This is a genomic window from Pseudomonas putida (genome assembly GCF_050990305.1).
Classification (GTDB): Bacteria; Pseudomonadota; Gammaproteobacteria; order Pseudomonadales; family Pseudomonadaceae; genus Aquipseudomonas; species Aquipseudomonas putida_AH.
In genome coordinates, this window is the sequence record NZ_CP158817.1 from 6,449,298 (window position 1) to 6,470,560 (window position 21,263).

The 21,263-nt window shown below is 58.2% G+C and carries 22 protein-coding genes; 17 read left to right on the top strand and 5 right to left on the bottom strand.

Annotated features, from left to right (window positions below):
• Positions 1–56 precede the first annotated feature (56 nt).
• Complete coding sequence (locus ABTV22_RS29385) at positions 57–836, top strand: exodeoxyribonuclease III (RefSeq protein WP_053163881.1); 780 nt, start codon at positions 57–59, stop codon at positions 834–836.
• 79 nt (positions 837–915) lie between these two features.
• On the opposite strand, the gene gltS is transcribed toward ABTV22_RS29385, so the two are convergent.
• The 3 genes from gltS to rph form a co-directional block, all read right to left on the bottom strand.
• A complete protein-coding gene (gene gltS, locus ABTV22_RS29390; RefSeq protein ID WP_433737840.1) occupies positions 916–2,124 on the bottom strand; it encodes a sodium/glutamate symporter in 1,209 nt (402 codons plus the stop codon).
• A 392-nt stretch (positions 2,125–2,516) separates the two neighbouring features.
• On the bottom strand, positions 2,517–2,885 hold the full coding sequence (locus ABTV22_RS29395) for a DUF4870 domain-containing protein (protein WP_433737842.1): 369 nt from the start codon (positions 2,883–2,885) through the stop codon (positions 2,517–2,519).
• Positions 2,886–2,913: 28 nt separating this feature from the next.
• A complete protein-coding gene (rph, locus tag ABTV22_RS29400) occupies positions 2,914–3,636 on the bottom strand; it encodes a ribonuclease PH (RefSeq protein ID WP_047535109.1) in 723 nt (240 codons plus the stop codon).
• A gap of 267 nt (positions 3,637–3,903) precedes the next feature.
• Between rph and ABTV22_RS29405 the strand changes: the two genes are divergently transcribed.
• The 6 genes from ABTV22_RS29405 (at position 3,904) to ABTV22_RS29430 (ending at position 9,210) form a co-directional block, all read left to right on the top strand.
• Positions 3,904–4,767, top strand: a complete 864-nt coding sequence (locus ABTV22_RS29405; protein WP_433737843.1) for a YicC/YloC family endoribonuclease — start codon at positions 3,904–3,906, stop codon at positions 4,765–4,767.
• A gap of 12 nt (positions 4,768–4,779) precedes the next feature.
• On the top strand, positions 4,780–5,400 hold the full coding sequence (gmk, locus tag ABTV22_RS29410) for a guanylate kinase (protein ID WP_433737844.1): 621 nt from the start codon (positions 4,780–4,782) through the stop codon (positions 5,398–5,400).
• A 167-nt stretch (positions 5,401–5,567) separates the two neighbouring features.
• Positions 5,568–5,831, top strand: a complete 264-nt coding sequence (rpoZ, locus tag ABTV22_RS29415) for a DNA-directed RNA polymerase subunit omega (protein WP_007921129.1) — start codon at positions 5,568–5,570, stop codon at positions 5,829–5,831.
• A 57-nt stretch (positions 5,832–5,888) separates the two neighbouring features.
• The gene (spoT, locus tag ABTV22_RS29420) at positions 5,889–7,994 is read left to right on the top strand and encodes a bifunctional GTP diphosphokinase/guanosine-3',5'-bis pyrophosphate 3'-pyrophosphohydrolase (RefSeq protein WP_433737845.1); all 2,106 of its coding nucleotides are present in this window, start codon (positions 5,889–5,891) and stop codon (positions 7,992–7,994) included.
• Between the two features lie 27 nt (positions 7,995–8,021).
• Positions 8,022–8,402: a RidA family protein gene (locus ABTV22_RS29425; RefSeq protein WP_003229509.1), complete on the top strand. Its 381-nt coding sequence runs from the start codon at positions 8,022–8,024 to the stop codon at positions 8,400–8,402.
• A gap of 67 nt (positions 8,403–8,469) precedes the next feature.
• On the top strand, positions 8,470–9,210 hold the full coding sequence (locus ABTV22_RS29430) for a hypothetical protein (RefSeq protein WP_433737846.1): 741 nt from the start codon (positions 8,470–8,472) through the stop codon (positions 9,208–9,210).
• 88 nt (positions 9,211–9,298) lie between these two features.
• On the opposite strand, the gene ABTV22_RS29435 is transcribed toward ABTV22_RS29430, so the two are convergent.
• Positions 9,299–10,153, bottom strand: a complete 855-nt coding sequence (locus tag ABTV22_RS29435; RefSeq protein ID WP_433737847.1) for an SDR family oxidoreductase — start codon at positions 10,151–10,153, stop codon at positions 9,299–9,301.
• A gap of 188 nt (positions 10,154–10,341) precedes the next feature.
• Here ABTV22_RS29435 and exbB point away from each other — a divergent pair, with 188 nt between their 5' ends.
• From exbB to ABTV22_RS29475, 8 genes are all read left to right on the top strand, one after another.
• Positions 10,342–11,304 carry a tonB-system energizer ExbB gene (gene exbB, locus ABTV22_RS29440; protein WP_433737849.1) on the top strand — a complete coding sequence of 321 codons (963 nt, stop codon included), beginning with the start codon at positions 10,342–10,344 and terminating at the stop codon, positions 11,302–11,304.
• Between the two features lie 6 nt (positions 11,305–11,310).
• On the top strand, positions 11,311–11,739 hold the full coding sequence (gene exbD, locus ABTV22_RS29445) for a TonB system transport protein ExbD (RefSeq protein ID WP_433737851.1): 429 nt from the start codon (positions 11,311–11,313) through the stop codon (positions 11,737–11,739).
• A complete protein-coding gene (locus tag ABTV22_RS29450; RefSeq protein ID WP_433737852.1) occupies positions 11,736–12,485 on the top strand; it encodes an energy transducer TonB family protein in 750 nt (249 codons plus the stop codon). The genes exbD and ABTV22_RS29450 overlap by 4 nt, the downstream gene beginning before the upstream one ends.
• 265 nt (positions 12,486–12,750) lie before the next feature.
• Entirely contained in the window at positions 12,751–13,680 is a 930-nt protein-coding gene (locus ABTV22_RS29455) for a hydrogen peroxide-inducible genes activator (RefSeq protein WP_175375796.1), read from the top strand.
• Positions 13,681–13,689: 9 nt separating this feature from the next.
• On the top strand, positions 13,690–15,765 hold the full coding sequence (gene recG, locus ABTV22_RS29460) for an ATP-dependent DNA helicase RecG (RefSeq protein WP_433737853.1): 2,076 nt from the start codon (positions 13,690–13,692) through the stop codon (positions 15,763–15,765).
• 78 nt (positions 15,766–15,843) lie between these two features.
• Positions 15,844–17,244, top strand: coding sequence for an aminoacyl-tRNA deacylase and HDOD domain-containing protein (locus ABTV22_RS29465; RefSeq protein ID WP_433737854.1), 1,401 nt, complete (start codon positions 15,844–15,846; stop codon positions 17,242–17,244).
• Positions 17,245–17,401: 157 nt separating this feature from the next.
• On the top strand, positions 17,402–17,659 hold the full coding sequence (locus tag ABTV22_RS29470) for a hypothetical protein (protein WP_433737855.1): 258 nt from the start codon (positions 17,402–17,404) through the stop codon (positions 17,657–17,659).
• Positions 17,656–18,429, top strand: coding sequence for a Fic/DOC family protein (locus ABTV22_RS29475; protein WP_433737857.1), 774 nt, complete (start codon positions 17,656–17,658; stop codon positions 18,427–18,429). Before ABTV22_RS29470 ends, ABTV22_RS29475 begins: the two co-directional genes overlap by 4 nt.
• Here ABTV22_RS29475 and ABTV22_RS29480 read toward each other — a convergent pair.
• Entirely contained in the window at positions 18,419–18,802 is a 384-nt protein-coding gene (locus ABTV22_RS29480) for a helicase (RefSeq protein WP_433737858.1), read from the bottom strand. The genes ABTV22_RS29475 and ABTV22_RS29480 overlap by 11 nt on opposite strands.
• A gap of 665 nt (positions 18,803–19,467) precedes the next feature.
• Here ABTV22_RS29480 and ABTV22_RS29485 point away from each other — a divergent pair.
• Both ABTV22_RS29485 and ABTV22_RS29490 read left to right on the top strand, forming a co-directional pair.
• Complete coding sequence (locus tag ABTV22_RS29485; RefSeq protein WP_433737859.1) at positions 19,468–20,880, top strand: PAAR domain-containing protein; 1,413 nt, start codon at positions 19,468–19,470, stop codon at positions 20,878–20,880.
• A complete protein-coding gene (locus ABTV22_RS29490) occupies positions 20,877–21,260 on the top strand; it encodes a hypothetical protein (protein ID WP_433737860.1) in 384 nt (127 codons plus the stop codon). Before ABTV22_RS29485 ends, ABTV22_RS29490 begins: the two co-directional genes overlap by 4 nt.
• Positions 21,261–21,263: the final 3 nt, after the last annotated feature.

Here is a 21,263-nt window from a genome sequence, read left to right on the forward strand (position 1 = left end):
TAGCTAATTAGCTTGACGCCGTGTATCATACACGCACGCGATTTTTGGGGCCATTTATGCGGATCATCAGTGTGAACGTCAATGGTATTCAGGCTGCAGTCGAGCGAGGTTTGCTCAGTTGGCTGCAGGCACAGAATGCCGACGTCATCTGCCTGCAGGACACCCGTGCCTCCGCCTTTGAACTGGACGATCCAGCCTTCCAACTGGATGGATACTTCCTTTATGCCTGCGATGCCGAAGTTCCCGCCCAAGGCGGCGTGGCTTTGTATTCGCGGTTGCAACCGAAGGCTGTCATCAGCGGTCTCGGTTTCGAGACGGCCGACCGCTACGGGCGCTACCTGCAAGCCGATTTCGACAAAGTCAGCATTGCAACGTTGCTGCTACCGTCGGGTATGAACGGCGATGAGGACTTGAACCAGAAGTTCAAGCTCATGGACGACTTTGCCAAGTACCTGGACAAGCAACGGCGCAAACGCCGCGAGTACATTTATTGTGGCTCGCTGTACGTGGCGCAGCAAAAGCTGGACATCAAGAACTGGCGCGACAGCCAGCAATCTCCGGGCTTCCTGGCACCTGAACGTGCCTGGATGGACGAGATTGTCGGCAACATGGGTTATGTCGACGCGCTGCGCGAAGTCAGCCGTGAAGGCGACCAGTACAGCTGGTGGCCGGATAACGAGCAAGCCGAAATGCTCAACCTCGGCTGGCGCTTCGACTATCAGTTGTTGACTCCGGGCCTGCGCCGCTTCGTACGCAGCGCACGCCTTCCACGTCAGCCGCGATTCTCGCAACACGCGCCGCTGATCGTGGACTACGACTGGACGCTGACAATCTAAGCGTCGTTTCGCCATAAAAAATGCCCGTATCGCGAGATACGGGCATTTTTTATGCGCCGGTTCGGGCCAGTTACACGACTTAGGCTGCAGCAATAAACGGCAGGGCCAAGTACAACTTGATGACGATGACATTGATAATGTCGATAAAGAACGCGCCCACCATTGATACTACCAGAAACGCAATCTGCGAAGGCCCATAGCGTTGCGTCACCGCTTGCATGTTAGCGACAGCCGTTGGCGTTGCACCCAGCCCGAAACCACAGTGCCCTGCCGCCAACACCGCCGCATCGTAGTTGCAGCCCATCATTCTGAACGTCACGAAAATCGCGAAAAACGCCATGACCAACGCCTGCACAGCCAGGATGATGAAAATCGGCAAAGCCAGCGCCGCCAGATCCCACAGCTTGAGCGACATCAGCGCGATGGCAAGAAACAGCGACAGACTGACATTTCCCAGCACTGAGACTTCACGCTCGAATACCTGATACAAGCCAAGTGCTGAAAGACCGTTGCGCAGCAATACGCCTACGAAAAGCACACAAACGAATGTCGGCAACTCAAACGCCGTTCCGTGCAGCAGGCCATTCAAAAGATTGCCAACCAACAGGCTGACTGCGATCAAAGCCAGGGTTTCGATAAATGTAAAAGGTGTGATTGAGCGCTCTTTGTTCGGCTGCTCAAAACCCTTAGGCAGACGCGGCGCCTCCTGCATGTTGCAACCGGGAACCTCCACACGCTTAATGAGCAAGCGCGCAACCGGACCACCGATCAATCCACCCAACACCAGACCGAAGGTCGCGGAGGCCATCGCCAGTTCAGAGGCGGAAGCCAGACCGTATTTCTCATTGAATACAGTTCCCCATGCAGCGCCAGTTCCGTGACCGCCTGCCAGGGTAATGGAGCCCGTCAACAACCCCATCAGCGGATCGAGCCCCAGCATTGTTGCCAGCCCGATGCCCATGGCGTTCTGCAGCACCAGAAGCCCTGTAACAGCCAATAGAAATATTCCTACTACGCGACCGCCTTTCTTAAGGCTGGCGAAGTCTGCACTCAAACCGATAGTGGCAAAAAACGCCAGCATCAAGGGAGTTTGCAGCGAAGTATCGAAACGGACTTCAATATCAAGCGCTCGCAACACCAAAAGAGCCAGAGCAACCAGCAGGCCGCCAGCGACAGGTTCAGGGATATTGAAATTACGTAGAACACCAACACGAGCAATAAGGCCACGTCCCAGAAGTAGTACCAGGGAAGCGGCCACGAGCGTGCCATAAAAATCGAGCTGAATCATTTGGATTATTCTTGACTATATATTCGTAAGCGAACTTTTCCCTATGTCCGCTATTTGAACCGGCTGATTATCTCAACGCTGACTACAGTGAAATTCAAAAACCTTCGATGGCTTGAACATATGGAAATATTTTCGAATGAATATTTCGTGCGGGGACTTTACCAACCACAAAGTCTTGCTGCCAAGGATATGGGCAGCACCAAGACCTCACAGTTGTGACTAAAAATGTAATGACGACATATATACAAAATATCTCCATGTCATTCGTCGTAGGCAGATTAATCCTACATATTCTGAAGATTAATTTAGTTGCTAAAAAGCCCGACAAGTCGGGCTTTTTAGTTTTTGAATTTTCGAAACTATTTTTCAAACACGAGCGTTTTGATTGAACGCTATTTGATCAAACGCCACGTGAAAGGATAACGGTACGGAAAACCTTCATTGGCTTTCACCCCAGCGATAATCGTCAGCACCAGCGCGCCAATGGCAATCAGGCCAAACAGGAAAAACCCGATGATCACCACCATCAGCAGGAGGCTGATTGCCGAAGCGATCGCGACGGTAATCTGAAAATTCAACGCTTCCTTGCCTTGGGCATCGATGAACGGATCCATCTCGCGCTTCATTTGCCACAGAATCAGCGGGCCGATCAGCGTACCGAACGGAATCCAGATCCCGAGCAAGGCGGACAAGTGACAAAACATCGCCCACTGCCGAACCTCTCTGCTCGGGGTGGGAAGCAGTTGTTGCTCGTCACTCATGGCGCCCTCCTTGCCTGCGGTCATCCAATCAGTCAGCCAGTGCAGCCTTTTGCAGATCGAAGATTTCGTTCATGCCTTTTTTCGCCAGTTCCAGCATGGCGTTCAGCTCTTCAGGCTGGAACGGCGCGCCTTCGGCGGTGCCCTGGACTTCAATGAAGCCGCCAGTGCTGGTCATCACCACGTTCAGGTCAGTCTCGGCAGCCGAGTCTTCCAAGTAGTCCAGGTCGAGCACTGGTTCACCCTGGTACATGCCGACCGAAACGGCACCGATCATTTGCTTGAGCGGATCGCCGCCTTTCAGGCCCCCACGCTTCTTGATCACTTTCAGGGCATCGACCAGCGCAACCATGGCGCCGGTGATGGACGCGGTACGGGTCCCGCCATCGGCCTGGATCACGTCACAATCGACGTACAGGGTAACGTCACCCAGCTTGGACATGTCCAGTGCAGCGCGCAGAGAACGACCGATCAGACGCTGGATCTCCAGCGTGCGCCCGCCCTGCTTGCCGCGGCTCGCTTCACGCTGGTTACGCTCGCCGGTGGCGCGTGGCAGCATGCCGTACTCGGCGGTCAACCAACCTTGACCTTGCCCCTTGAGGAAACGCGGCACGCCGTTTTCGACACTGACGGTGCAGATGACTTTGGTATCACCGAACTCGACCAGTACAGAACCCTCGGCGTGTTTGGTGTAGTTGCGGGTGATGCGGATCGAGCGGAGCTGATCGGCAGCGCGACCACTTGGACGTTTCATAAGGGATACCTGTACGGGGACGGAAAACTGCGGAGCATTATAGAGCCGCCGGCCACGACTGGGCACTTCTAAAAAATTCCTCCGACGACCGAAGGCTCTGAACTGCCCGTCGCCGACGGCCTACCGCCCTTTGTCACACCGTGTGTTTGGGCGCACTAGCCGCACTGCGCTACAATCCTGCGCCTTTGCTGCCAGTCGGCTTATATTCATTGATATCGGAATGCCGGAACCTCAGTTCCGGGCCGATCTGCATTGCGAGGTACCTCCATGGTGCACAGCATGACCGCCTTCGCCCGCGTCGAGAAAGCCGGCGTCCAGGGCACCCTGAGCTGGGAACTGCGCTCGGTCAACAGCCGCTACCTGGAACCCCACCTGCGCCTGCCGGAGTCGTTTCGCGACCTCGAAGGTGCTGTCCGCGAAGCGCTGCGCCAGGGCGTGTCCCGGGGCAAGCTCGAATGCACCCTGCGCTTCACCGAGGAAAACACCGGTAAAGCGTTACAGGTAGACCAGGACCGCGCGGCACAACTGGTCGCCGCCGCCGAGACCATCGCCGGGCTGATCAAAAATCCGTCAGCGCTGAACCCGCTTGAAGTGCTGGCCTGGCCTGGCGTGCTGGTCGGCGATGCCAATGACCCGCAAGCCTTGAACGCCGAAGCGCTGGCGCTGTTCAATCAGGGCCTGAAAGAGCTCAAGGCCGGCCGCGAGCGCGAAGGCGCGGAGCTGGCGCGGTTGATCAACGATCGCCTGACCTCGATTGAAGAAGACGTGGTGACCCTGCGCGAACTGGTTCCACAGATGCTCGCCACCCAGCGCCAGAAAGTGCTCGACCGCTTTGCCGACATGAAGGCCGAGATGGACCCGCAGCGCCTGGAGCAGGAAATGGTCATGCTCGCGCAAAAAAGCGACGTCGCCGAAGAACTGGATCGCCTGAGCACTCACATCATCGAAGTTCGCCGGGTACTCAAATCCGGTGGCGCTGCCGGGCGACGCCTGGACTTTCTGATGCAGGAGCTCAACCGCGAAGCCAACACACTGGGCTCCAAAGCCTTCGACCCGCGCAGCACCCAGGCGGCGGTCAACCTAAAGGTGTTGATCGAACAGATGCGCGAACAAGTGCAGAATATTGAGTAAGGCATACCCGACATGACCCACAGCACCGGCACCCTGTACATCATTTCCGCCCCATCGGGCGCGGGCAAGAGCAGCCTGGTCAAGGCCCTGACCGACGCCAATCCGGAGATCCGCGTCTCGGTTTCCCACACCACCCGCGCCATGCGTCCCGGTGAAGTGAATGGCGTGAACTATCACTTCGTCGACCGCAGCGAGTTCGTGAAGATGATCGAACACGGGGACTTCCTGGAGCGCGCCGAAGTATTCGGCAATCTCTACGGCACCTCGCAAAGCCACCTGCAGCAGACCCTGGACGAAGGCCACGACCTGATCCTGGAAATCGACTGGCAAGGCGCCGAGCAAGTGCGCAAACTGATGCCCCAGGCGCGCTCGATCTTCATTTTGCCGCCGTCACTGCAAGCCTTGCACCAGCGCCTGACCAATCGCGGCCAGGACAGTGACGAGATCATTGACGGCCGGATGCGTGAAGCCGTCAGCGAAATGAGCCACTACGTCGACTACGACTACCTGATCATCAACGACGATTTCGCCCACGCGCTGCACGATCTGAAGGCGATTTTCCGCGCCAATCAGCTGATTCAGAAGCGCCAGCAGCAGCGTCACGGCAAATTGCTGGCTGAACTGTTGGGTTGATTCGCTCTTCCCAAAACCGCTGCAAGGGCTTTACATTGGCACTTACAGCGCGTCGAAGGGCTTGATCAAAAAATCAGCGCTTCCCTAATCGCTGGTGATTTTTTAAACTGTTGAGTCCGCTTGCCCATCCGGGCAGCGCGCATATCGCATTTGCTACGAGGAAGACCATGGCCCGCGTAACCGTTGAAGACTGCCTAGAACACGTGGATAACCGCTTTGAGCTGGTCATGCTCTCTACCAAGCGTGCCCGTCAACTGGCCACCGGCGGCAAAGAGCCGAAAGTAGCATGGGAAAACGACAAGCCTACCGTTGTTGCCCTGCGCGAAATCGCTGAAGGCCTGATCGACTACGCAGCTATCGCCGAAGCCGAAATCGTTGAAGATGAACCGCTTTTCGCTGCATTCGAGGACGAGTCCAACGAGGCCGTCTAAGCCTATGCCTGGTCGACGTAGCACGGCGCGGGATCACAGCTTTTGGCAGGAGACATCATGCCGAGCATAGACGCCCTCGCCGATCGCTTATCGACCTACCTCGGCAAAGACCAGGTCAACCTGGTCCGCCGAGCGTATTTCTACGCCGAACAAGCCCACGACGGCCAACGCCGCCGTAGCGGCGAGGCGTACGTCACGCATCCTCTTGCCGTGGCGAATATTCTTGCCGACATGCACATGGACCATCAGAGCCTGATGGCTGCGATGCTGCATGACGTGATCGAAGACACCGGGATTGCCAAGGAAGCGCTGCAAGCGCAGTTCGGCGAGACCGTGGCCGAACTGGTCGACGGGGTCAGCAAACTGACCCAGATGAACTTCGAGACCAAGGCCGAAGCCCAGGCTGAAAACTTCCAGAAAATGGCCATGGCCATGGCGCGCGACATTCGCGTGATCCTGGTTAAGCTGGCCGACCGCCTGCACAACATGCGCACTCTGGAAGTGCTGTCCGGCGAAAAACGCCGACGCATCGCCAAGGAAACCCTGGAAATCTATGCGCCCATCGCCAACCGGCTGGGCATGCACGCTATCCGCATAGAATTCGAAGACCTCGGCTTCAAGGCCATGCACCCGATGCGTTCCGCGCGGATCTACCAGGCCGTCAAGCGCGCCCGGGGCAACCGCAAGGAAATCGTCAACAAAATCGAAGAATCCCTCAGCCACTGCCTGGCCATCGACGGCATTCAGGGCGAGGTGAGCGGTCGCCAGAAACACCTCTACGGCATCTACAAGAAAATGCGCGGCAAGCGTCGGGCTTTCAACGAGATCATGGACGTCTACGCGTTCCGCATCATCGTCGACAAGGTCGATACCTGTTACCGCGTGCTGGGTGCTGTTCATAATTTGTACAAACCGTTGCCGGGGCGCTTCAAGGATTACATCGCGATCCCCAAGGCCAACGGCTATCAGTCGCTGCACACCACATTGTTCGGCATGCACGGTGTACCGATCGAGATCCAGATCCGCACCCGTGAAATGGAAGAGATGGCCAACAACGGCATCGCCGCCCATTGGCTGTACAAATCCAGCGGCGACGAGCAACCAAAAGGCACCCACGCCCGCGCCCGCCAGTGGGTCAAAGGCGTGCTGGAAATGCAGCAACGCGCCGGCAACTCGCTGGAATTCATCGAAAGCGTGAAGATCGACCTGTTCCCGGACGAGGTCTATGTGTTCACGCCCAAAGGCCGGATCATGGAGCTTCCCAAGGGCTCCACGGCGGTCGACTTTGCTTACGCGGTGCACACCGACGTGGGCAACAGCTGCATTGCCTGTCGAATCAATCGCCGCCTCGCGCCGCTGTCCGAACCGCTGCAAAGCGGCTCCACAGTCGAGATCGTCAGCGCTCCAGGTGCGCGGCCGAACCCGGCCTGGCTCAACTTCGTGGTCACCGGCAAGGCGCGTACGCACATTCGCCACGCGCTGAAACTGCAACGCCGGTCAGAGTCCATCAGCCTGGGCGAACGCCTGCTGAACAAAGTCCTCAACGGCTTCGACAGCGCGCTGGAGAAAATTCCAGCTGAACGCGTCAAGGCCATGCTCACCGAATATCGTCTTGAACTGACCGAAGACTTGCTGGAAGACATCGGTCTGGGCAATCGCATGGCTTATGTGGTGGCGCGCCGACTGCTCGGCGAAGGCGAACAGTTGCCGAGCCCGGAAGGCCCATTGGCGATTCGCGGCACCGAGGGCCTGGTGCTCAGCTACGCCAAATGTTGCACACCGATCCCTGGCGATCCGATTGTCGGCCATCTTTCCGCCGGCAAAGGCATGGTTGTGCACCTGGACAACTGCCGCAACATCAGCGAAATCCGCCATAACCCGGAAAAATGCATCCAGCTCTCTTGGGCCAAGGATGTCACCGGCGAATTCAATGTCGAACTGCGCGTCGAGCTGGAACACCAACGCGGCCTGATCGCCCTGCTGGCCAGCAGTGTCAACGCAGCCGATGGCAACATCGAAAAAATCAGCATGGACGAACGCGATGGTCGCATCAGCGTCGTCCAACTGGTGGTCAGCGTGCACGACCGCGTGCACCTGGCCCGCGTGATCAAGAAACTGCGCGCCCTGACCGGTGTGATTCGCATCACTCGCATGCGCGCGTAGCCATCCATCCCTTACAAGGAGTCATACATGACCAAGACTGTTATCACCAGCGACAAGGCCCCGGCCGCCATCGGCACTTACTCCCAGGCGATCAAGGCTGGCAACACCGTTTACATGTCGGGTCAGATTCCTCTGGACCCAAAAACCATGGAACTGGTCGAAGGCTTCGAAGCCCAGACCGTCCAGGTTTTCGAAAACCTCAAAGCCGTGGCTGAAGCCGCCGGCGGTTCGTTCAAGGACATCGTCAAGCTGAACATCTTCCTCACCGACCTGAGCCATTTCGCCAAGGTCAACGAGATCATGGGCAAGTACTTCGACCAGCCTTACCCAGCCCGCGCCGCCATCGGCGTTGCGGCCCTGCCAAAGGGTTCGCAGGTTGAAATGGATGCCATCCTGGTCATCGAGTAATGCGTCCGGCGCAGCCTTGGGCTGCGCCGACTGCTCTGCTGTAAAGAAAGCTTGAAAGGATTCCACCATGCGCAAAGCGCTTGCTCTCTCGCTGCTCGCCCTGCTTTTGGGCGGTTGTGCCAGCGACCCTGCCGACCGTGATATCAGCGGCACCTGGATCAATCAGGTGGCGATCGATGCCGCATCCAAGGGCGTCCCCCTGCGTGAAGCGCTCCAGGCCTATGGCCCGAACCTGGAATGGGACGTCAATACCAAAGCCGGTCAGGCCCGTTACACCAATGGTTTTGAAAATGTCGATGGCAAGCTGTCGGGTGAAAAATCCGGCGCCTGGAAAGTCGACTTTTATGGCAGTTCCGGCAGTGAGCTGAAGCGCAACGGCAAACAGTTGAGCCAGGTCGCAAGCGAGAACGAACCCGCTCAGGTCTTCCACCGCGCGTCGATCCCGGTGCCGGATGGCGCACCGATCGGTGCCAGCTTCGAACGCGCACTGTATTCGGCCTACATGGGCGGTAGCTGGAAAGTCATCAATGGCCCCGGCGAAGGCAATACCGTGCAGTTCCAGGCCGACGGCCAAGTGACCGGTTTGCCTGGCACTGATCGTTATGCATTGTGCCTCGCGGGCGACTGCGCCTCGATGAGTGACGGCAACGACAACATGTGGCTGCAACTCAATGGCCAGGGAAACCCATGGATCTTTGCGCGCAAGGGCAAGGCGCTGGAAATCTTCCAAGCGGTGAACACGGCGCAAAACGACGAGATGCCTCAGTTCACACCAGGTGATCGCAAGTGGCTGCTGGAAAAGCAGTAACTATCTGAAAAGATCGCAGCCTGCGGCAGCTCCTACAGAAACATGCATGCATCTGTAGGAGCTGCCGAAGGCTGCGATCTTTTGCTTTTCAGCGCCCTTCGAGGATCGCGGCATAACCTTCACGGAAGGTCGGGTATTTCGGCTCCCAGCCCAACGCCTTCGCCCGCGCATTGCTGCAACGCTTGCTTCCGGTGCGACGCACGCTGGCTTCATCCGCCCATTCGGTCACACCCAGATATTCGCGCAACCAGCCCACCACATCTGACAACGCAGCCGGTGCGTCATCGACGCCGATATACACATCATCCAGCACAACGCCGCGTCGATCGGCCTCGAGCAGGCACGCCATCAACCCGGCGGCATCGTCGGCATGGATGCGATTGGCATACAACGGCGGCTCGACCGCCACGCGATAACCCTGGCGCACCTGGGTGAGTAGCCGCTCACGGCTCGGGCCGTAAATGCCGGTCAAACGCACAATGCTGGTCGCAATGCCGCTGTTGAGGGCAATCTGTTCGGCTTCGAGCAACACACGCCCTGAAAAACCGGACGCCACGGCCGGCGAAGACTCGTCGACCCACTCACCATCCTGCTGGCCATAAACGCTGCTGCTGGAAACGAACAGCAGGCGACTGGGCACCTGTCCATAGTCATCCAGCCACTCCAGTACATGCTGCAACCCCTGGACATAAGCGGCGCGGTAGCCGGCCTCATCGTGATCAGTGGCAGCGGCGCAATACACCAGATAATCCACAGCGCCGACTGGCCAGGTCGCCGGACAGTCCTTATCGAACAAATCGCCGGCCACGCCAATCACACCATCCGGCAGGCGCGAGACGTCCCGACGCAGACCATGGACCTCCCACCCTGCTGCCAACAATTGCGTAGCCAGGCGGCTGCCGACATCACCGCAACCGGCGATCAAAACAGAAGGCGCGGACATCAGAAAACTCCCCTAGGAAACCGACAGACTAGCGCTGGCACTGGACGAGCGGCTAGCAATACAAGAAAAAAAGAGACTCTATTACTTTTGTTAACAAGAATTACTTGCAATAATGCGCGCCACTTTTGTTCTCGGCCTCACGAGGCCTGGAAGAGCATTATCGTTTTTCTATCTCAGGTCCGGCCAGCATGACACGCAATCAAATCCCCGCTTCGCCAACCAAACGACCTCGCGCCTGGAGCGCTGTGGCCGCCCTGCTGCTCAGCTTCATGCTGGCACCGACCGCAGCCTTCGCCGACGCACAAGCACCTGCCACCGCACCAGCGGCCGCTGACCACGCCGCCCCGGCTGCTGCGCCCGCCGCAACCGACCCGGCTCAGGTAGCGCCTACCCAGCAAGCCCCTGGCGAAGACGCACCTGAAGTCCTCGAAGCCGACAACACGCTGGGCATGGCGCATGACCTGTCGCCATGGGGCATGTACAAGAATGCCGACATCATCGTGAAAATCGTGATGATCGGCCTGGCCATTGCTTCGATCATCACTTGGACCATCTGGATTGCCAAGGGTATTGAGCTGATGGGCGCCAAGCGTCGCCTGCGCAGTGAAATCGCCCAGCTGAAAAAATCCGCCTCCCTCAAGGAAGCCAGTGCCACCGCCGCGAAGGAAGGCACGCTGGCTAACCTGCTCGTGCATGACGCCCTCGAAGAGATGCGCCTGTCGGTCAACAGTCGTGAGAAAGAAGGTATCAAGGAACGCGTCAGCTTCCGTCTTGAGCGCCTGGTAGCGGCCTGCGGTCGCAACATGAGCAGTGGCACCGGCGTGCTCGCCACCATCGGTTCCACCGCGCCATTCGTCGGCCTGTTCGGTACCGTATGGGGCATCATGAACAGCTTCATCGGCATCGCCAAAACCCAAACCACCAACCTCGCCGTTGTGGCCCCCGGCATCGCCGAAGCCCTGCTGGCAACAGCTCTTGGCCTGGTCGCGGCCATTCCTGCAGTGGTGATCTACAACGTGTTTGCCCGCTCCATCGCCGGTTACAAGGCCCAGGTGTCCGACGCGTCGGCGCAAGTCCTGCTGCTGGTCAGCCGCGACCTCGATCACCAGCCTGAGCGCAGCTCGCAACCGCACATGGTGAAAGTGGGGTAATCGGCCATGGGCCTGCATTTGAAAGAAGGGGCAGACGACGATCTGTCCGAAAACCACGAAATCAACGTCACGCCGTTCATCGACGTGATGCTCGTGCTGTTGATCATCTTCATGGTGGCGGCCCCGCTGGCCACCGTTGATATCAAAGTTGATCTGCCCGCCTCCACCGCCAAACCGGCGCCGCGGCCGGAGAAGCCGGTGTTCCTCAGCGTCAAGGCTGACCAACGCCTGTTCCTGGGCGAAGAGGAAGTGAAGGCCGAAGCGCTCGGCGCCACGCTCGACGCCAAAACCCAGGGCAAGAAAGACACGACGATCTTTTTCCAGGCCGATAAAGGCGTGGATTACGGCGACCTGATGAACGTCATGGATAACCTGCGTTCGGCCGGTTACCTGAAGGTCGGTTTGGTCGGACTCGAGTCGGCAGTGAAGAAATGATCACGACGCGCCATAAGCTGACGCGTTACAGCGGTAGCCTGGCCGTGGTGCTGGGCGTTCACGCGCTGGCCATCGCGCTGGCCGTGAATTGGACCGCCCGTCCGCCTATCGAATTGCCACCCCAGGCAATGATGGTCGAGTTGGCCCCGGTTCCAGCCCCACCACCGCCTGCACCGCCGAAGGTCGTCACCCCACCGCAGCCACCGACTCCGGTTGAAGAACTGCCGATCCCGAAGCTCGCCGAAGCGCCGAAGGCCGAGATTGCGGTGCCGAAACCGGTCAAACCCAAACCGAAGCCTCAACCGCCCAAGCCTGTTGAGAAAAAACCGGAGCCACCAAAGGAAAAGCCTTCCGAGGCTAAACCGAGCGATGCGCCACCGACGCCGGCACCGACGGAGAAATCTGCTGCGCCGGCGCCAGGTCCTTCGGCTGCTCAAGTGGCGGCCAAGGCGAGCTGGGAGGGTACTCTGCTGGCACACTTGCAGAAGTACAAAAAATACCCAGCCAGTGCACAGTCACGGGGGAAGGAAGGCACGAACCGCCTGCGTTTCGTAGTGGATGCTGAAGGTAACGTTCTGTCATTTGAACTGGTAGGCGCCTCGGGCACTGCGGATCTGGACCGGGCCACCCTGGATATGATTCGTCGCGCCCAACCGCTGCCAAAACCACCGGCTCACATGCTCACCAACGGCTCCATCGAAATTGTTGCACCCTTTGTGTACATGATCGACAAACGCCGACGCTAAACAGAAACGCTGGACCTGTAGGAGCCGAGCTTGCTCGCGATAGCGGTGCATCAGTCACCGACAGTGGTGAATGTTACGGCCTCATCGCGAGCAAGCTCGGCTCCTACAGAGAATCCACAAAGCCAAAGGCACCGAAAGGTGCCTTTGGCATATCTACCAACGGCAAACCGGTATTGCCCGGTGTCGTTCGATACATACCTTCTGATAACGTGCGTCTATCGATTGCAGCCGGTATGCTTGGCCCGCAACTTCATGGACGCTTGCTATGACTCTCACTGAATTACGCTACATCGTTACCCTCGCCCAAGAGCAGCACTTCGGTCACGCGGCCGAGCGTTGCCACGTCAGCCAGCCAACCCTGTCGGTGGGCGTGAAAAAGCTTGAAGACGAACTCGGTGTGCTGATTTTCGAGCGCAGCAAAAGCGCCGTGCGCCTGACCCCGGTCGGCGAGGGCATCGTGGCCCAGGCACAAAAGGTGCTGGAACAGGCCCAAGGCATTCGCGAATTGGCCCAGGCCGGCAAGAACCAGCTGACCGCGCCGCTGAAAGTCGGCGCGATCTACACGGTTGGCCCGTATCTGTTTCCCCACCTGATTCCGCAACTGCACCGGGTCGCCCCGCAGATGCCGTTGTACATCGAAGAAAACTTCACCCACGTGCTGCGCGACAAGCTGCGCAACGGCGAGCTCGACGCGATCATCATTGCCCTGCCGTTCAACGAAGCCGACGTGCTGACCCTGCAGCTCTACGACGAGCCGTTCTACGTCTTGATGCCGGCCCAACATCCATGGACTCAAAAAGAATCCATCGACGCCAACCTGCTCAACGACAAGAGCCTGTTGCTGCTGGGCGAAGGCCATTGCTTCCGCGATCAGGTGCTGGAAGCCTGCCCGACCCTGACCAAGGGCAACGACGGCGCCAAGCACACCACCGTGGAGTCCAGCTCGCTGGAAACCATCCGCCACATGGTCGCGTCCGGCCTCGGGGTTTCGATCCTGCCGCTGTCGGCGGTCGACAGCCATCACTATGCACCTGGCGTAATCGAAGTCCGGCCGCTGTCGGCACCGACGCCCTATCGCACGGTGGCGATCGCCTGGCGCGCAAGCTTCCCGCGACCCAAGGCTATTGAAATCCTCGCCGACTCCATTCGCCTGTGCTCGGTGGCCAAGCCGTCCGCGCAGGTGGTGGCAGGTTAAGCCAGCGTCATGACCGAGTTGTCGCAAGTGTCAGTGACGGCACTCAAGGGTGTCGGCGAAGCCATGGCCGAGAAACTGGCCAAGGTCGGCTTGGAAAATCTCCAGGACGTGCTGTTTCACCTACCGCTGCGTTATCAGGACCGCACACGCGTGGTTCCGATCGGCGCACTGCGCCCGGGGCAGGATGCCGTGATCGAAGGCACCGTAAGCGGTGCCGATGTGGTCATGGGTCGTCGGCGCAGTTTGGTGGTGCGCCTGCAGGACGGCACCGGCGGGCTCAGCCTGCGCTTCTACCATTTCAGCAATGCCCAGAAGGAAGGCCTCAAGCGTGGCACACGCATTCGCTGCTATGGCGAAGCACGGCCCGGCGCATCGGGACTGGAAATCTACCACCCGGAATACCGCGCCATTACCGGTGACGAGCCACCACCCGTGGATGAAACCCTCACCCCGGTTTATCCGCTCACCGAAGGCCTGACCCAACAGCGCTTGCGCCAGCTGTGCATGCAAACGCTCACGCTGCTCGGCCCGACGAGCCTGCCGGACTGGCTTCCGAACGAACTGGCCCGCGATTACCAACTGGCGCCGCTGGCCGATGCAATCCGCTATCTGCACAACCCGCCCGCCGATGCCGACGTCGATGAGCTGGCCCTCGGGCACCACTGGGCGCAGCACCGGCTGGCATTCGAAGAGCTGCTGACCCATCAACTGTCCCAACAACGTCTGCGCGAAAGCATGCGCTCATTGCGTGCCCCGGCCATGCCCAAGGCCACGGTTCTGCCGACCCAATACCTGGCCAACCTCGGGTTCAACCCTACGGGCGCACAGCAACGGGTCGGCAATGAAATCGCCTACGACTTGAGCCAGCGCGAGCCCATGCTGCGGCTGATTCAGGGTGACGTCGGCGCGGGTAAAACCGTGGTCGCCGCCCTCGCCGCGCTTCAGGCGCTGGAAGCCGGTTATCAAGTGGCGCTGATGGCGCCCACCGAGATTCTCGCCGAGCAGCACTTCATCACCTTCAAACGCTGGCTGGAACCTTTGGGGATTGAAGTCGCCTGGTTGGCTGGCAAGCTCAAGGGTAAAAACCGCGTGGCCGCGCTGGAGCAGATCGCCAATGGCACACCGATGGTGGTCGGCACCCACGCGCTGTTCCAGGACGAGGTGCAATTCAAGAACCTCGCACTGGTCATCATCGACGAGCAGCATCGCTTCGGCGTGCAACAACGACTGGCCTTACGACAGAAAGGCGTCGGCGGTCGGATGTGCCCGCACCAGTTGATCATGACCGCCACACCGATCCCGCGCACGCTGGCGATGAGCGCCTACGCCGACCTCGACACCTCGATCCTCGACGAACTGCCGCCTGGCCGGACGCCGGTCAACACCGTGCTGATCACCGACACGCGACGCGTCGAAGTCATCGAAAGGGTGCGCAGCGCCTGTGCCGAAGGGCGTCAGGCCTATTGGGTATGCACGCTGATCGAAGAATCCGAAGAGCTGACCTGTCAGGCGGCCGAAACCACTTACGAAGACCTGACCGCCGCCCTTGGCGAACTGAAAGTCGGGCTGATCCACGGTCGCATGAAGCCTGCCGAAAAAGCTGCGGTGATGGCCGAGTTCAAGGCCGGTAACTTGCAGCTGCTGGTCGCGACCACGGTGATCGAGGTCGGCGTGGATGTCCCGAACGCCAGCCTGATGATCATCGAGAACCCTGAACGCCTGGGCCTGGCGCAGCTGCACCAGCTGCGCGGTCGCGTCGGCCGGGGCAGTGCGGTCAGCCACTGCGTGCTGCTCTACCATCCGCCGCTCTCGCAGATTGGTCGTCAACGGCTGGGTATCATGCGCGAAACAAACGACGGCTTTGTCATCGCCGAAAAAGACCTCGAACTGCGCGGCCCGGGCGAAATGCTCGGCACGCGCCAGACCGGCCTGCTTCAATTCAAAGTCGCCGACCTGATGCGCGACGCCGACCTGCTTCCCGCCGTACGTGACGCCGCCCAGGCTCTGCTGGAGCGCTGGCCGGATCACGTCAGCCCACTACTCGACCGCTGGCTACGTCACGGGCAGCAATACGGCCAAGTGTGAGCACCGTCGCAGTTTCAGGAGGATGGGTTTGAGCAAGCTGGTTATACTCCCGCAATTGTTTTAGTACGGATACAGACCATGACCGAAGTTGCCCTCGCACCCGCCTCCCCGCACGCTCCGTCGGTTATACGGCTGCTGTTGGGCAAACTGGGCATTGCCTATGAAGAAGTCCTCGACCATCACGGCTTGAACCCGGCACGTAAGGTCCAGGCCGTGCTGCTTGATGACGCCGTCGGCGCGCTGATGGTGCTGTTTCCGCAGAGCCAGTTGCTCGACCTCAACCGTCTAACCGAACTCACGGGCCGACGCCTCGCCGCGGTGCCGACCGAGCGCCTGGAAAAGATGCTCGGCAAACACAGCCTGAGCCTGTTGCCGGGCTTGCCGACACTCACCAGTTCGCCGTGCCTGTATGAAGAAAGCTTGCTGCGCGAGCCGTCGGTGCTGGTCAATTCTGGCGAACCTGGTGTGCTGCTGGAGATCAGCAACGAAGCCTTCAAATCCATGCTCAACAAGGCCAGTGCCGCCAACTTTGGCGAAGCCTTGAGCAGCATCCGCCCGAACCTCGACCGCCCTGACGATGACCGTGAGGAAATCACTCAGGCCGTTCAAGCGTTCACCGCGCGGCGCATCCAGCAACGCCTGGAAGCGACCATCGAGATTCCACCGCTGGCCGAAACCGCACAGAAAATCATCAAGCTACGCGTCGACCCCAACGCCACCATCGACGACATCACTGGCGTGGTGGAGACCGACCCGGCGCTGGCGGCGCAAGTGGTGAGCTGGGCCGCATCACCGTACTACGCCTCGCCAGGCAAGATTCGTTCGGTAGAAGATGCCATCGTGCGAGTGCTGGGCTTCGATCTGGTGATCAACCTGGCGCTGGGCCTGGCCCTGGGCAAAACCCTGAGCCTGCCCAAAGACCACCCGCAACACAGCACCCCCTACTGGCAGCAGTCGATCTACACTGCCGCCGTCATCGAAGGCCTGACCCGCGCCATGCCGCGTACCCAGCGCCCGGAAGCCGGCCTGACCTACCTGGCGGGCTTGCTGCACAACTTTGGCTACCTGCTGTTGGCCCACGTGTTCCCACCGCATTTCTCGCTGATCTGCCGGCATCTGGAGGTCAACCCGCACCTGTGCCACAGCTATATCGAGCAGCACCTGCTGGGCATCAGCCGCGAACAGATCGGGTCATGGTTGATGCGCTACTGGGACATGCCCGAAGAACTGGCCACTGCGCTGCGCTTCCAGCACGACCCGAGCTACGACGGCGACTACGCTGAGTACCCGAACCTGGTATGCCTGTCCGTGCGCCTACTGCGCAGCCGGGGCATCGGCTCCGGCCCGGACGAAGACATCCCCGACGCCCTGCTAGAGCGCCTCGGCCTGAGCCGCGCCAAGGCCGAAGACGTCGTCAGCAAAGTTCTCGAAGCTGAAGTACTGCTGCGCGAACTGGCTTCGCAGTTCAGCCAGGGATAAAGCATTCGCGGGCAAGCCTCGCCCCCTACAGATCAGCTAGTTCTGTAGGAGCGAGGCTTGCCCGCGATGAATCCACCTCGGTCTCCCTGGCACGAGCCAACGCGGACAAAAAACAAGCGCCCTGCTATGATTTGACTGCAAACAGAGGGCTTTCCCAATGACCCAGACAGCTGCCGGCAGCGTTGCGAGCCAAGTCCGCAAGCTTGCCAAAGATCACAAAATTACAGCCGATCCTGACGGTATGAGCCGTATGGCCGTGCTCATTACCCGCATGGCGGGCGATGTCGTTGAATTGGATGGCGTCGAGCAACTGCTCGTCAATCTCAAGAAAAAAGGCGTCCTGAGCAAATCAGAGACCTTGGCACTTCAAGGGCGCTACCTTCAGGAAAGGCGCTCACAGAAACGTAGCGCATGACTTTCGATCCGTTCGGCGACTTCGAAGCTGCTGGATACCTGCAAAATTCGCTGCAACTCAAAGACCCCACCGAAGTAAAAGAATCAGAGCATCTTTCGTTCGAACTGAGCATCGAAGATGCGCTCGCCTATTTGGCGAAGAAGAAGTCAATCGACTACAGGGCAGTGCTCAAAGTCCATGAAATCCTGTTCTCCGGTTTTTATCACTGGGCAGGAAAAGACCGAAATGAGCTTGTGCCCCACCTGGCAGTCTTCAAAGGCTCACACGACGATCCCCGAAGTACCGTCTTCGAACACCCGCACGCCATCAAGATGTCTGTCGACTACGCACTGGAGTTGGCAGCAGACAAGAAGTCCTTCAAAGCCCACCCTGGCCGGGTGATGGGCCAGCTGGCTTTCGCACACCCCTTCCTGGACGGCAACGGACGTACCATCTTGCTGGTCTTTATGGAGCTCTGCTATCGCGCCAAGTTCGCCATTGACTGGTCAAAAACAAACAAGGATGACTATCTGCGGGCACTCAGCGATGAGATCCGAGAGCCTCGCGAGGGGGCTCTCGATAGCTACCTGAAACCATTCATCGTCGACATCTCCAGCCGTGACGAATGGCCTGAAACCATAAGCGATATCAGGGGCCTGGATGGCCTGGACAAGGAAGGCATCACTTACGAGAGCCTGGATAACCCGCAAGTCCAGCAGATCTACAAGACATACCGGACACAACCGTACGACACCCAAACCCCTGCCGAATCAGATGACCTCAAGCCTTAGGCTTGGCCTTCTTCGGCTTCAAATACTTGGTCAGCCCCTGGAACCAGATCACAAGCGCCGGGTTGCCCTTGATCTGAATCGACTTGTCTTGAATCCCCGTCATGAACGCCAACTGCTTGTTCTTCGCCTGCATCGTGGCAAAGCCATAGGCGGCATCTTTAAACGCAATGGCAAACGCCGGTTCGGCATACACACCAGCCTTGCTGGTAATGCGCTGATCCTTCACCCGGAAATGCCGCGCCACCTTCCCGTCCAGGGTTTGCAGCTGAAACACCAACTCCTTATCACCCAACTGCTGCTGAAACGCAGGATTGGTCCGACTGGCCTTACCCATCAACAAACCCATCATCCACAGCAGAAAACGAAATTTCATGCGCAAGCCTCAAAAGAAAAATGAACGGCTGGCGCAGTGTAGCGAGTTGAGACGAGAACGCCACTACTGAGTTGAGTTAGAAGAAGATCAACCCTATTTCTTGCATGATGACCGCCAAGTCACGATTTCACTCTCCCACGAATGCTCTCATGTTCCGACTCCTACTATTGAAAAACACATCCCTGAGCTGCCGAAGGCTGCGATCTTTTGACCTTGCAGCCCGCAAACCTCTCGGACATTTCCTTCATGACACCTGATTGCGCATGAACCAGGCGACTTAAGCCAGCGCCAAAAGACTCTTTCCGCCTGCTGGAAAAAAAACCCCAAATGCAACGGCCAACTCTCCAGCATCTGTCCGAACATCAACACTAAAACCTACCAACTGACCGCTGAAGCTCAAAACCCCGATGAGCATCGCCCCCACCGGTTTTTTCTTTGGGCTAACCCTACCCTCAAACCACCAATTGAAGACCAAAGTCCCACAGGTTTTCTTCCCTGTTTCCGAAGCCTGCGTAGGAAACGTCTGGACTAGCCTTTGGCACCTTGATTTGCATCTTCCCCCAAGTAACTTGCGCAAGTTCAACTCAATCCTGAGTCGGTGCAAGACATCGAAAACAGCAACGTGCCCGGATGCTTGGGGCACCAATGGACAGGGAGAGCAATCAATGACAATCGGATACTTCATCGGACGAGGTGACAAAACCACCTGTGGTGGCACTGTTCTGGAGGGTGACGATACTTTTAGTTTGTTCGGTCCCCCTCATGCTCGTGTGGGTGATCTGGTCAGCTGTGGAAGGGACGGAAAGAGTTATCGGATTGTGGGTGGTGTCACACACATCCTGAGTGACCAAAGGATGGTGGCCGGCACACTTGATAGTTACAGCAGTTGCCCTTGTAGAGCCCAACTGATTCCATCGAATTTCGAGGGTAGCTACAGGAACGAAAGTGCTGCACCGAAAACTGGCAGGGCATCCGTTCAACCGACGCCACCGCCAGCACCACGCCATTCGACGACATTGCGCCAAATCGGCGATGCTCCTGTTGCAAGTAACCAATCTCCGAAGCGATTGGACAACCTCGACATTCAAGAACCTGGTTTCTACGTCGTCCCCAGAAGCTCCACTCGCGAACAACTTGAAGCCAACCTGTTCACCTTGCGCGACCCGGCGGTGATGGGCAAATTCAAGCTACTGAACCCTAACCTGCGAGATGTCAAAGCGGGCTCGATGATTGTGCTCGGTGATCCCAACAATTATCAATGCACCCGCGAGGAGGCCTTGCTCATGGAGGTGGCAGCCAAGACCAACCGGATTATTGAAACGCTCAGCCCGGAAGAAGCGGATTTCATGGTGCTACACCGTGATGCCATACAGACTTTCCTGACCCATGGCTCAAGCGCCATCGGAGTCGGTGCGAGCATTTTCAAAAACAATCTGGATAACGTTGGCAAAACCATGAGGGAACTCGAAGCATTGCAACAAAGGACGCTGCAACGCGATGGACACCTGCGCTCGCCGACATTTTTTGCTGAACGTCAGCGTCTGTTCACACATCTTAATACCCACATGACGGCGCTGACCCGCAAGGGCATCGGCTTCCCTGACCACATCAATCTGAAAAAAAAGCTGGGCATCTCCGGTCAAAGCCTGGTCCATCTATGGACCAATGCCAATCCAGCAGGCCAAATACCGGGCTACGCCAGCCATCTTGAGGGTGTGGCAAAGGCTTCAAAATACGTTAAGTACGGTGGTTGGATTGGTACAACTATTGGTGGCGGGGCATCTGCCCTGAAAGTTCAGGATGTATGCACTGCAGAGAAGACCGAAGCGTGCGAGCGAATCCGGCTAACTGAGTCGGGGAGTTTTACAGGCGGAGCAGTTGGTGGATTGGCCGTGGGCAGGATTCTAGCCGCCCCAGCAATCGGAGGACTTTGCGTGGCGTTGGGAGTTCCAACAGGCGGCCTTTCGATACTTACTTGCAGTATTGTTGCGGCTGGTATTGGCACTTATGCAGGTGGAAAAGTGGGAGAAATCGGGGGTGAGGAAATTGCTGAACTCGTTTACGAGTGGACGCGATGACTAAAGCAGAAATGATTGCTCGTTTTTTGTTCAGCATTCCGCTTGCCACTCTAATGATCGGCAACGTGATAGCTCTGTACCTTGGCTATAAGAAGACTGATTTGTTGCTTGAGTATTTTAAGAACAGCTCTTCAACCATTACTAGCGCGGTAAGTTTCAATCCGGGCCCCAGAAGCAAGATTCAACTCGTGGGCAGCGCTTGTGTCCTTCTTACCTTTCCCAGGTTTTACATCAAGCATGGCATCCTCAGCGCTGAGGACTTTGACAACTTCCCATGCCCATTGAGACGAAAATTGGTCGCACTGCAATGGAGTGTCATTGCTTCATTCGCCGCTTTGGCAGTACTAATCGCGATTTTGAAATCAGGCTTACTTAAATAGCCA

What these genes read in the sequence shown, in the direction of transcription:
- ABTV22_RS29435 (WP_433737847.1), bottom strand. Translation starts at nt 10,153, where the DNA reads ATGTCCGCGCCTTCTGTTTTGATCGCCGGTTGCGGTGATGTCGGCAGC.
- exbD (WP_433737851.1), top strand. Translation starts at nt 11,311, where the DNA reads ATGGGCCTGCATTTGAAAGAAGGGGCAGACGACGATCTGTCCGAAAAC.
- ABTV22_RS29455 (WP_175375796.1), top strand. Translation starts at nt 12,751, where the DNA reads ATGACTCTCACTGAATTACGCTACATCGTTACCCTCGCCCAAGAGCAG.
- ABTV22_RS29485 (WP_433737859.1), top strand. Translation starts at nt 19,468, where the DNA reads ATGACAATCGGATACTTCATCGGACGAGGTGACAAAACCACCTGTGGT.
- ABTV22_RS29475 (WP_433737857.1), top strand. Translation starts at nt 17,656, where the DNA reads ATGACTTTCGATCCGTTCGGCGACTTCGAAGCTGCTGGATACCTGCAA.
- exbB (WP_433737849.1), top strand. Translation starts at nt 10,342, where the DNA reads ATGACACGCAATCAAATCCCCGCTTCGCCAACCAAACGACCTCGCGCC.
- gmk (WP_433737844.1), top strand. Translation starts at nt 4,780, where the DNA reads ATGACCCACAGCACCGGCACCCTGTACATCATTTCCGCCCCATCGGGC.
- spoT (WP_433737845.1), top strand. Translation starts at nt 5,889, where the DNA reads ATGCCGAGCATAGACGCCCTCGCCGATCGCTTATCGACCTACCTCGGC.
- rpoZ (WP_007921129.1), top strand. Translation starts at nt 5,568, where the DNA reads ATGGCCCGCGTAACCGTTGAAGACTGCCTAGAACACGTGGATAACCGC.
- ABTV22_RS29385 (WP_053163881.1), top strand. Translation starts at nt 57, where the DNA reads ATGCGGATCATCAGTGTGAACGTCAATGGTATTCAGGCTGCAGTCGAG.
- recG (WP_433737853.1), top strand. Translation starts at nt 13,690, where the DNA reads ATGACCGAGTTGTCGCAAGTGTCAGTGACGGCACTCAAGGGTGTCGGC.
- ABTV22_RS29405 (WP_433737843.1), top strand. Translation starts at nt 3,904, where the DNA reads ATGGTGCACAGCATGACCGCCTTCGCCCGCGTCGAGAAAGCCGGCGTC.
- ABTV22_RS29470 (WP_433737855.1), top strand. Translation starts at nt 17,402, where the DNA reads ATGACCCAGACAGCTGCCGGCAGCGTTGCGAGCCAAGTCCGCAAGCTT.
- ABTV22_RS29430 (WP_433737846.1), top strand. Translation starts at nt 8,470, where the DNA reads ATGCGCAAAGCGCTTGCTCTCTCGCTGCTCGCCCTGCTTTTGGGCGGT.
- ABTV22_RS29465 (WP_433737854.1), top strand. Translation starts at nt 15,844, where the DNA reads ATGACCGAAGTTGCCCTCGCACCCGCCTCCCCGCACGCTCCGTCGGTT.
- ABTV22_RS29425 (WP_003229509.1), top strand. Translation starts at nt 8,022, where the DNA reads ATGACCAAGACTGTTATCACCAGCGACAAGGCCCCGGCCGCCATCGGC.
- ABTV22_RS29450 (WP_433737852.1), top strand. Translation starts at nt 11,736, where the DNA reads ATGATCACGACGCGCCATAAGCTGACGCGTTACAGCGGTAGCCTGGCC.
- gltS (WP_433737840.1), bottom strand. Translation starts at nt 2,124, where the DNA reads ATGATTCAGCTCGATTTTTATGGCACGCTCGTGGCCGCTTCCCTGGTA.
- rph (WP_047535109.1), bottom strand. Translation starts at nt 3,636, where the DNA reads ATGAAACGTCCAAGTGGTCGCGCTGCCGATCAGCTCCGCTCGATCCGC.
- ABTV22_RS29480 (WP_433737858.1), bottom strand. Translation starts at nt 18,802, where the DNA reads ATGAAATTTCGTTTTCTGCTGTGGATGATGGGTTTGTTGATGGGTAAG.
- ABTV22_RS29395 (WP_433737842.1), bottom strand. Translation starts at nt 2,885, where the DNA reads ATGAGTGACGAGCAACAACTGCTTCCCACCCCGAGCAGAGAGGTTCGG.
- ABTV22_RS29490 (WP_433737860.1), top strand. Translation starts at nt 20,877, where the DNA reads ATGACTAAAGCAGAAATGATTGCTCGTTTTTTGTTCAGCATTCCGCTT.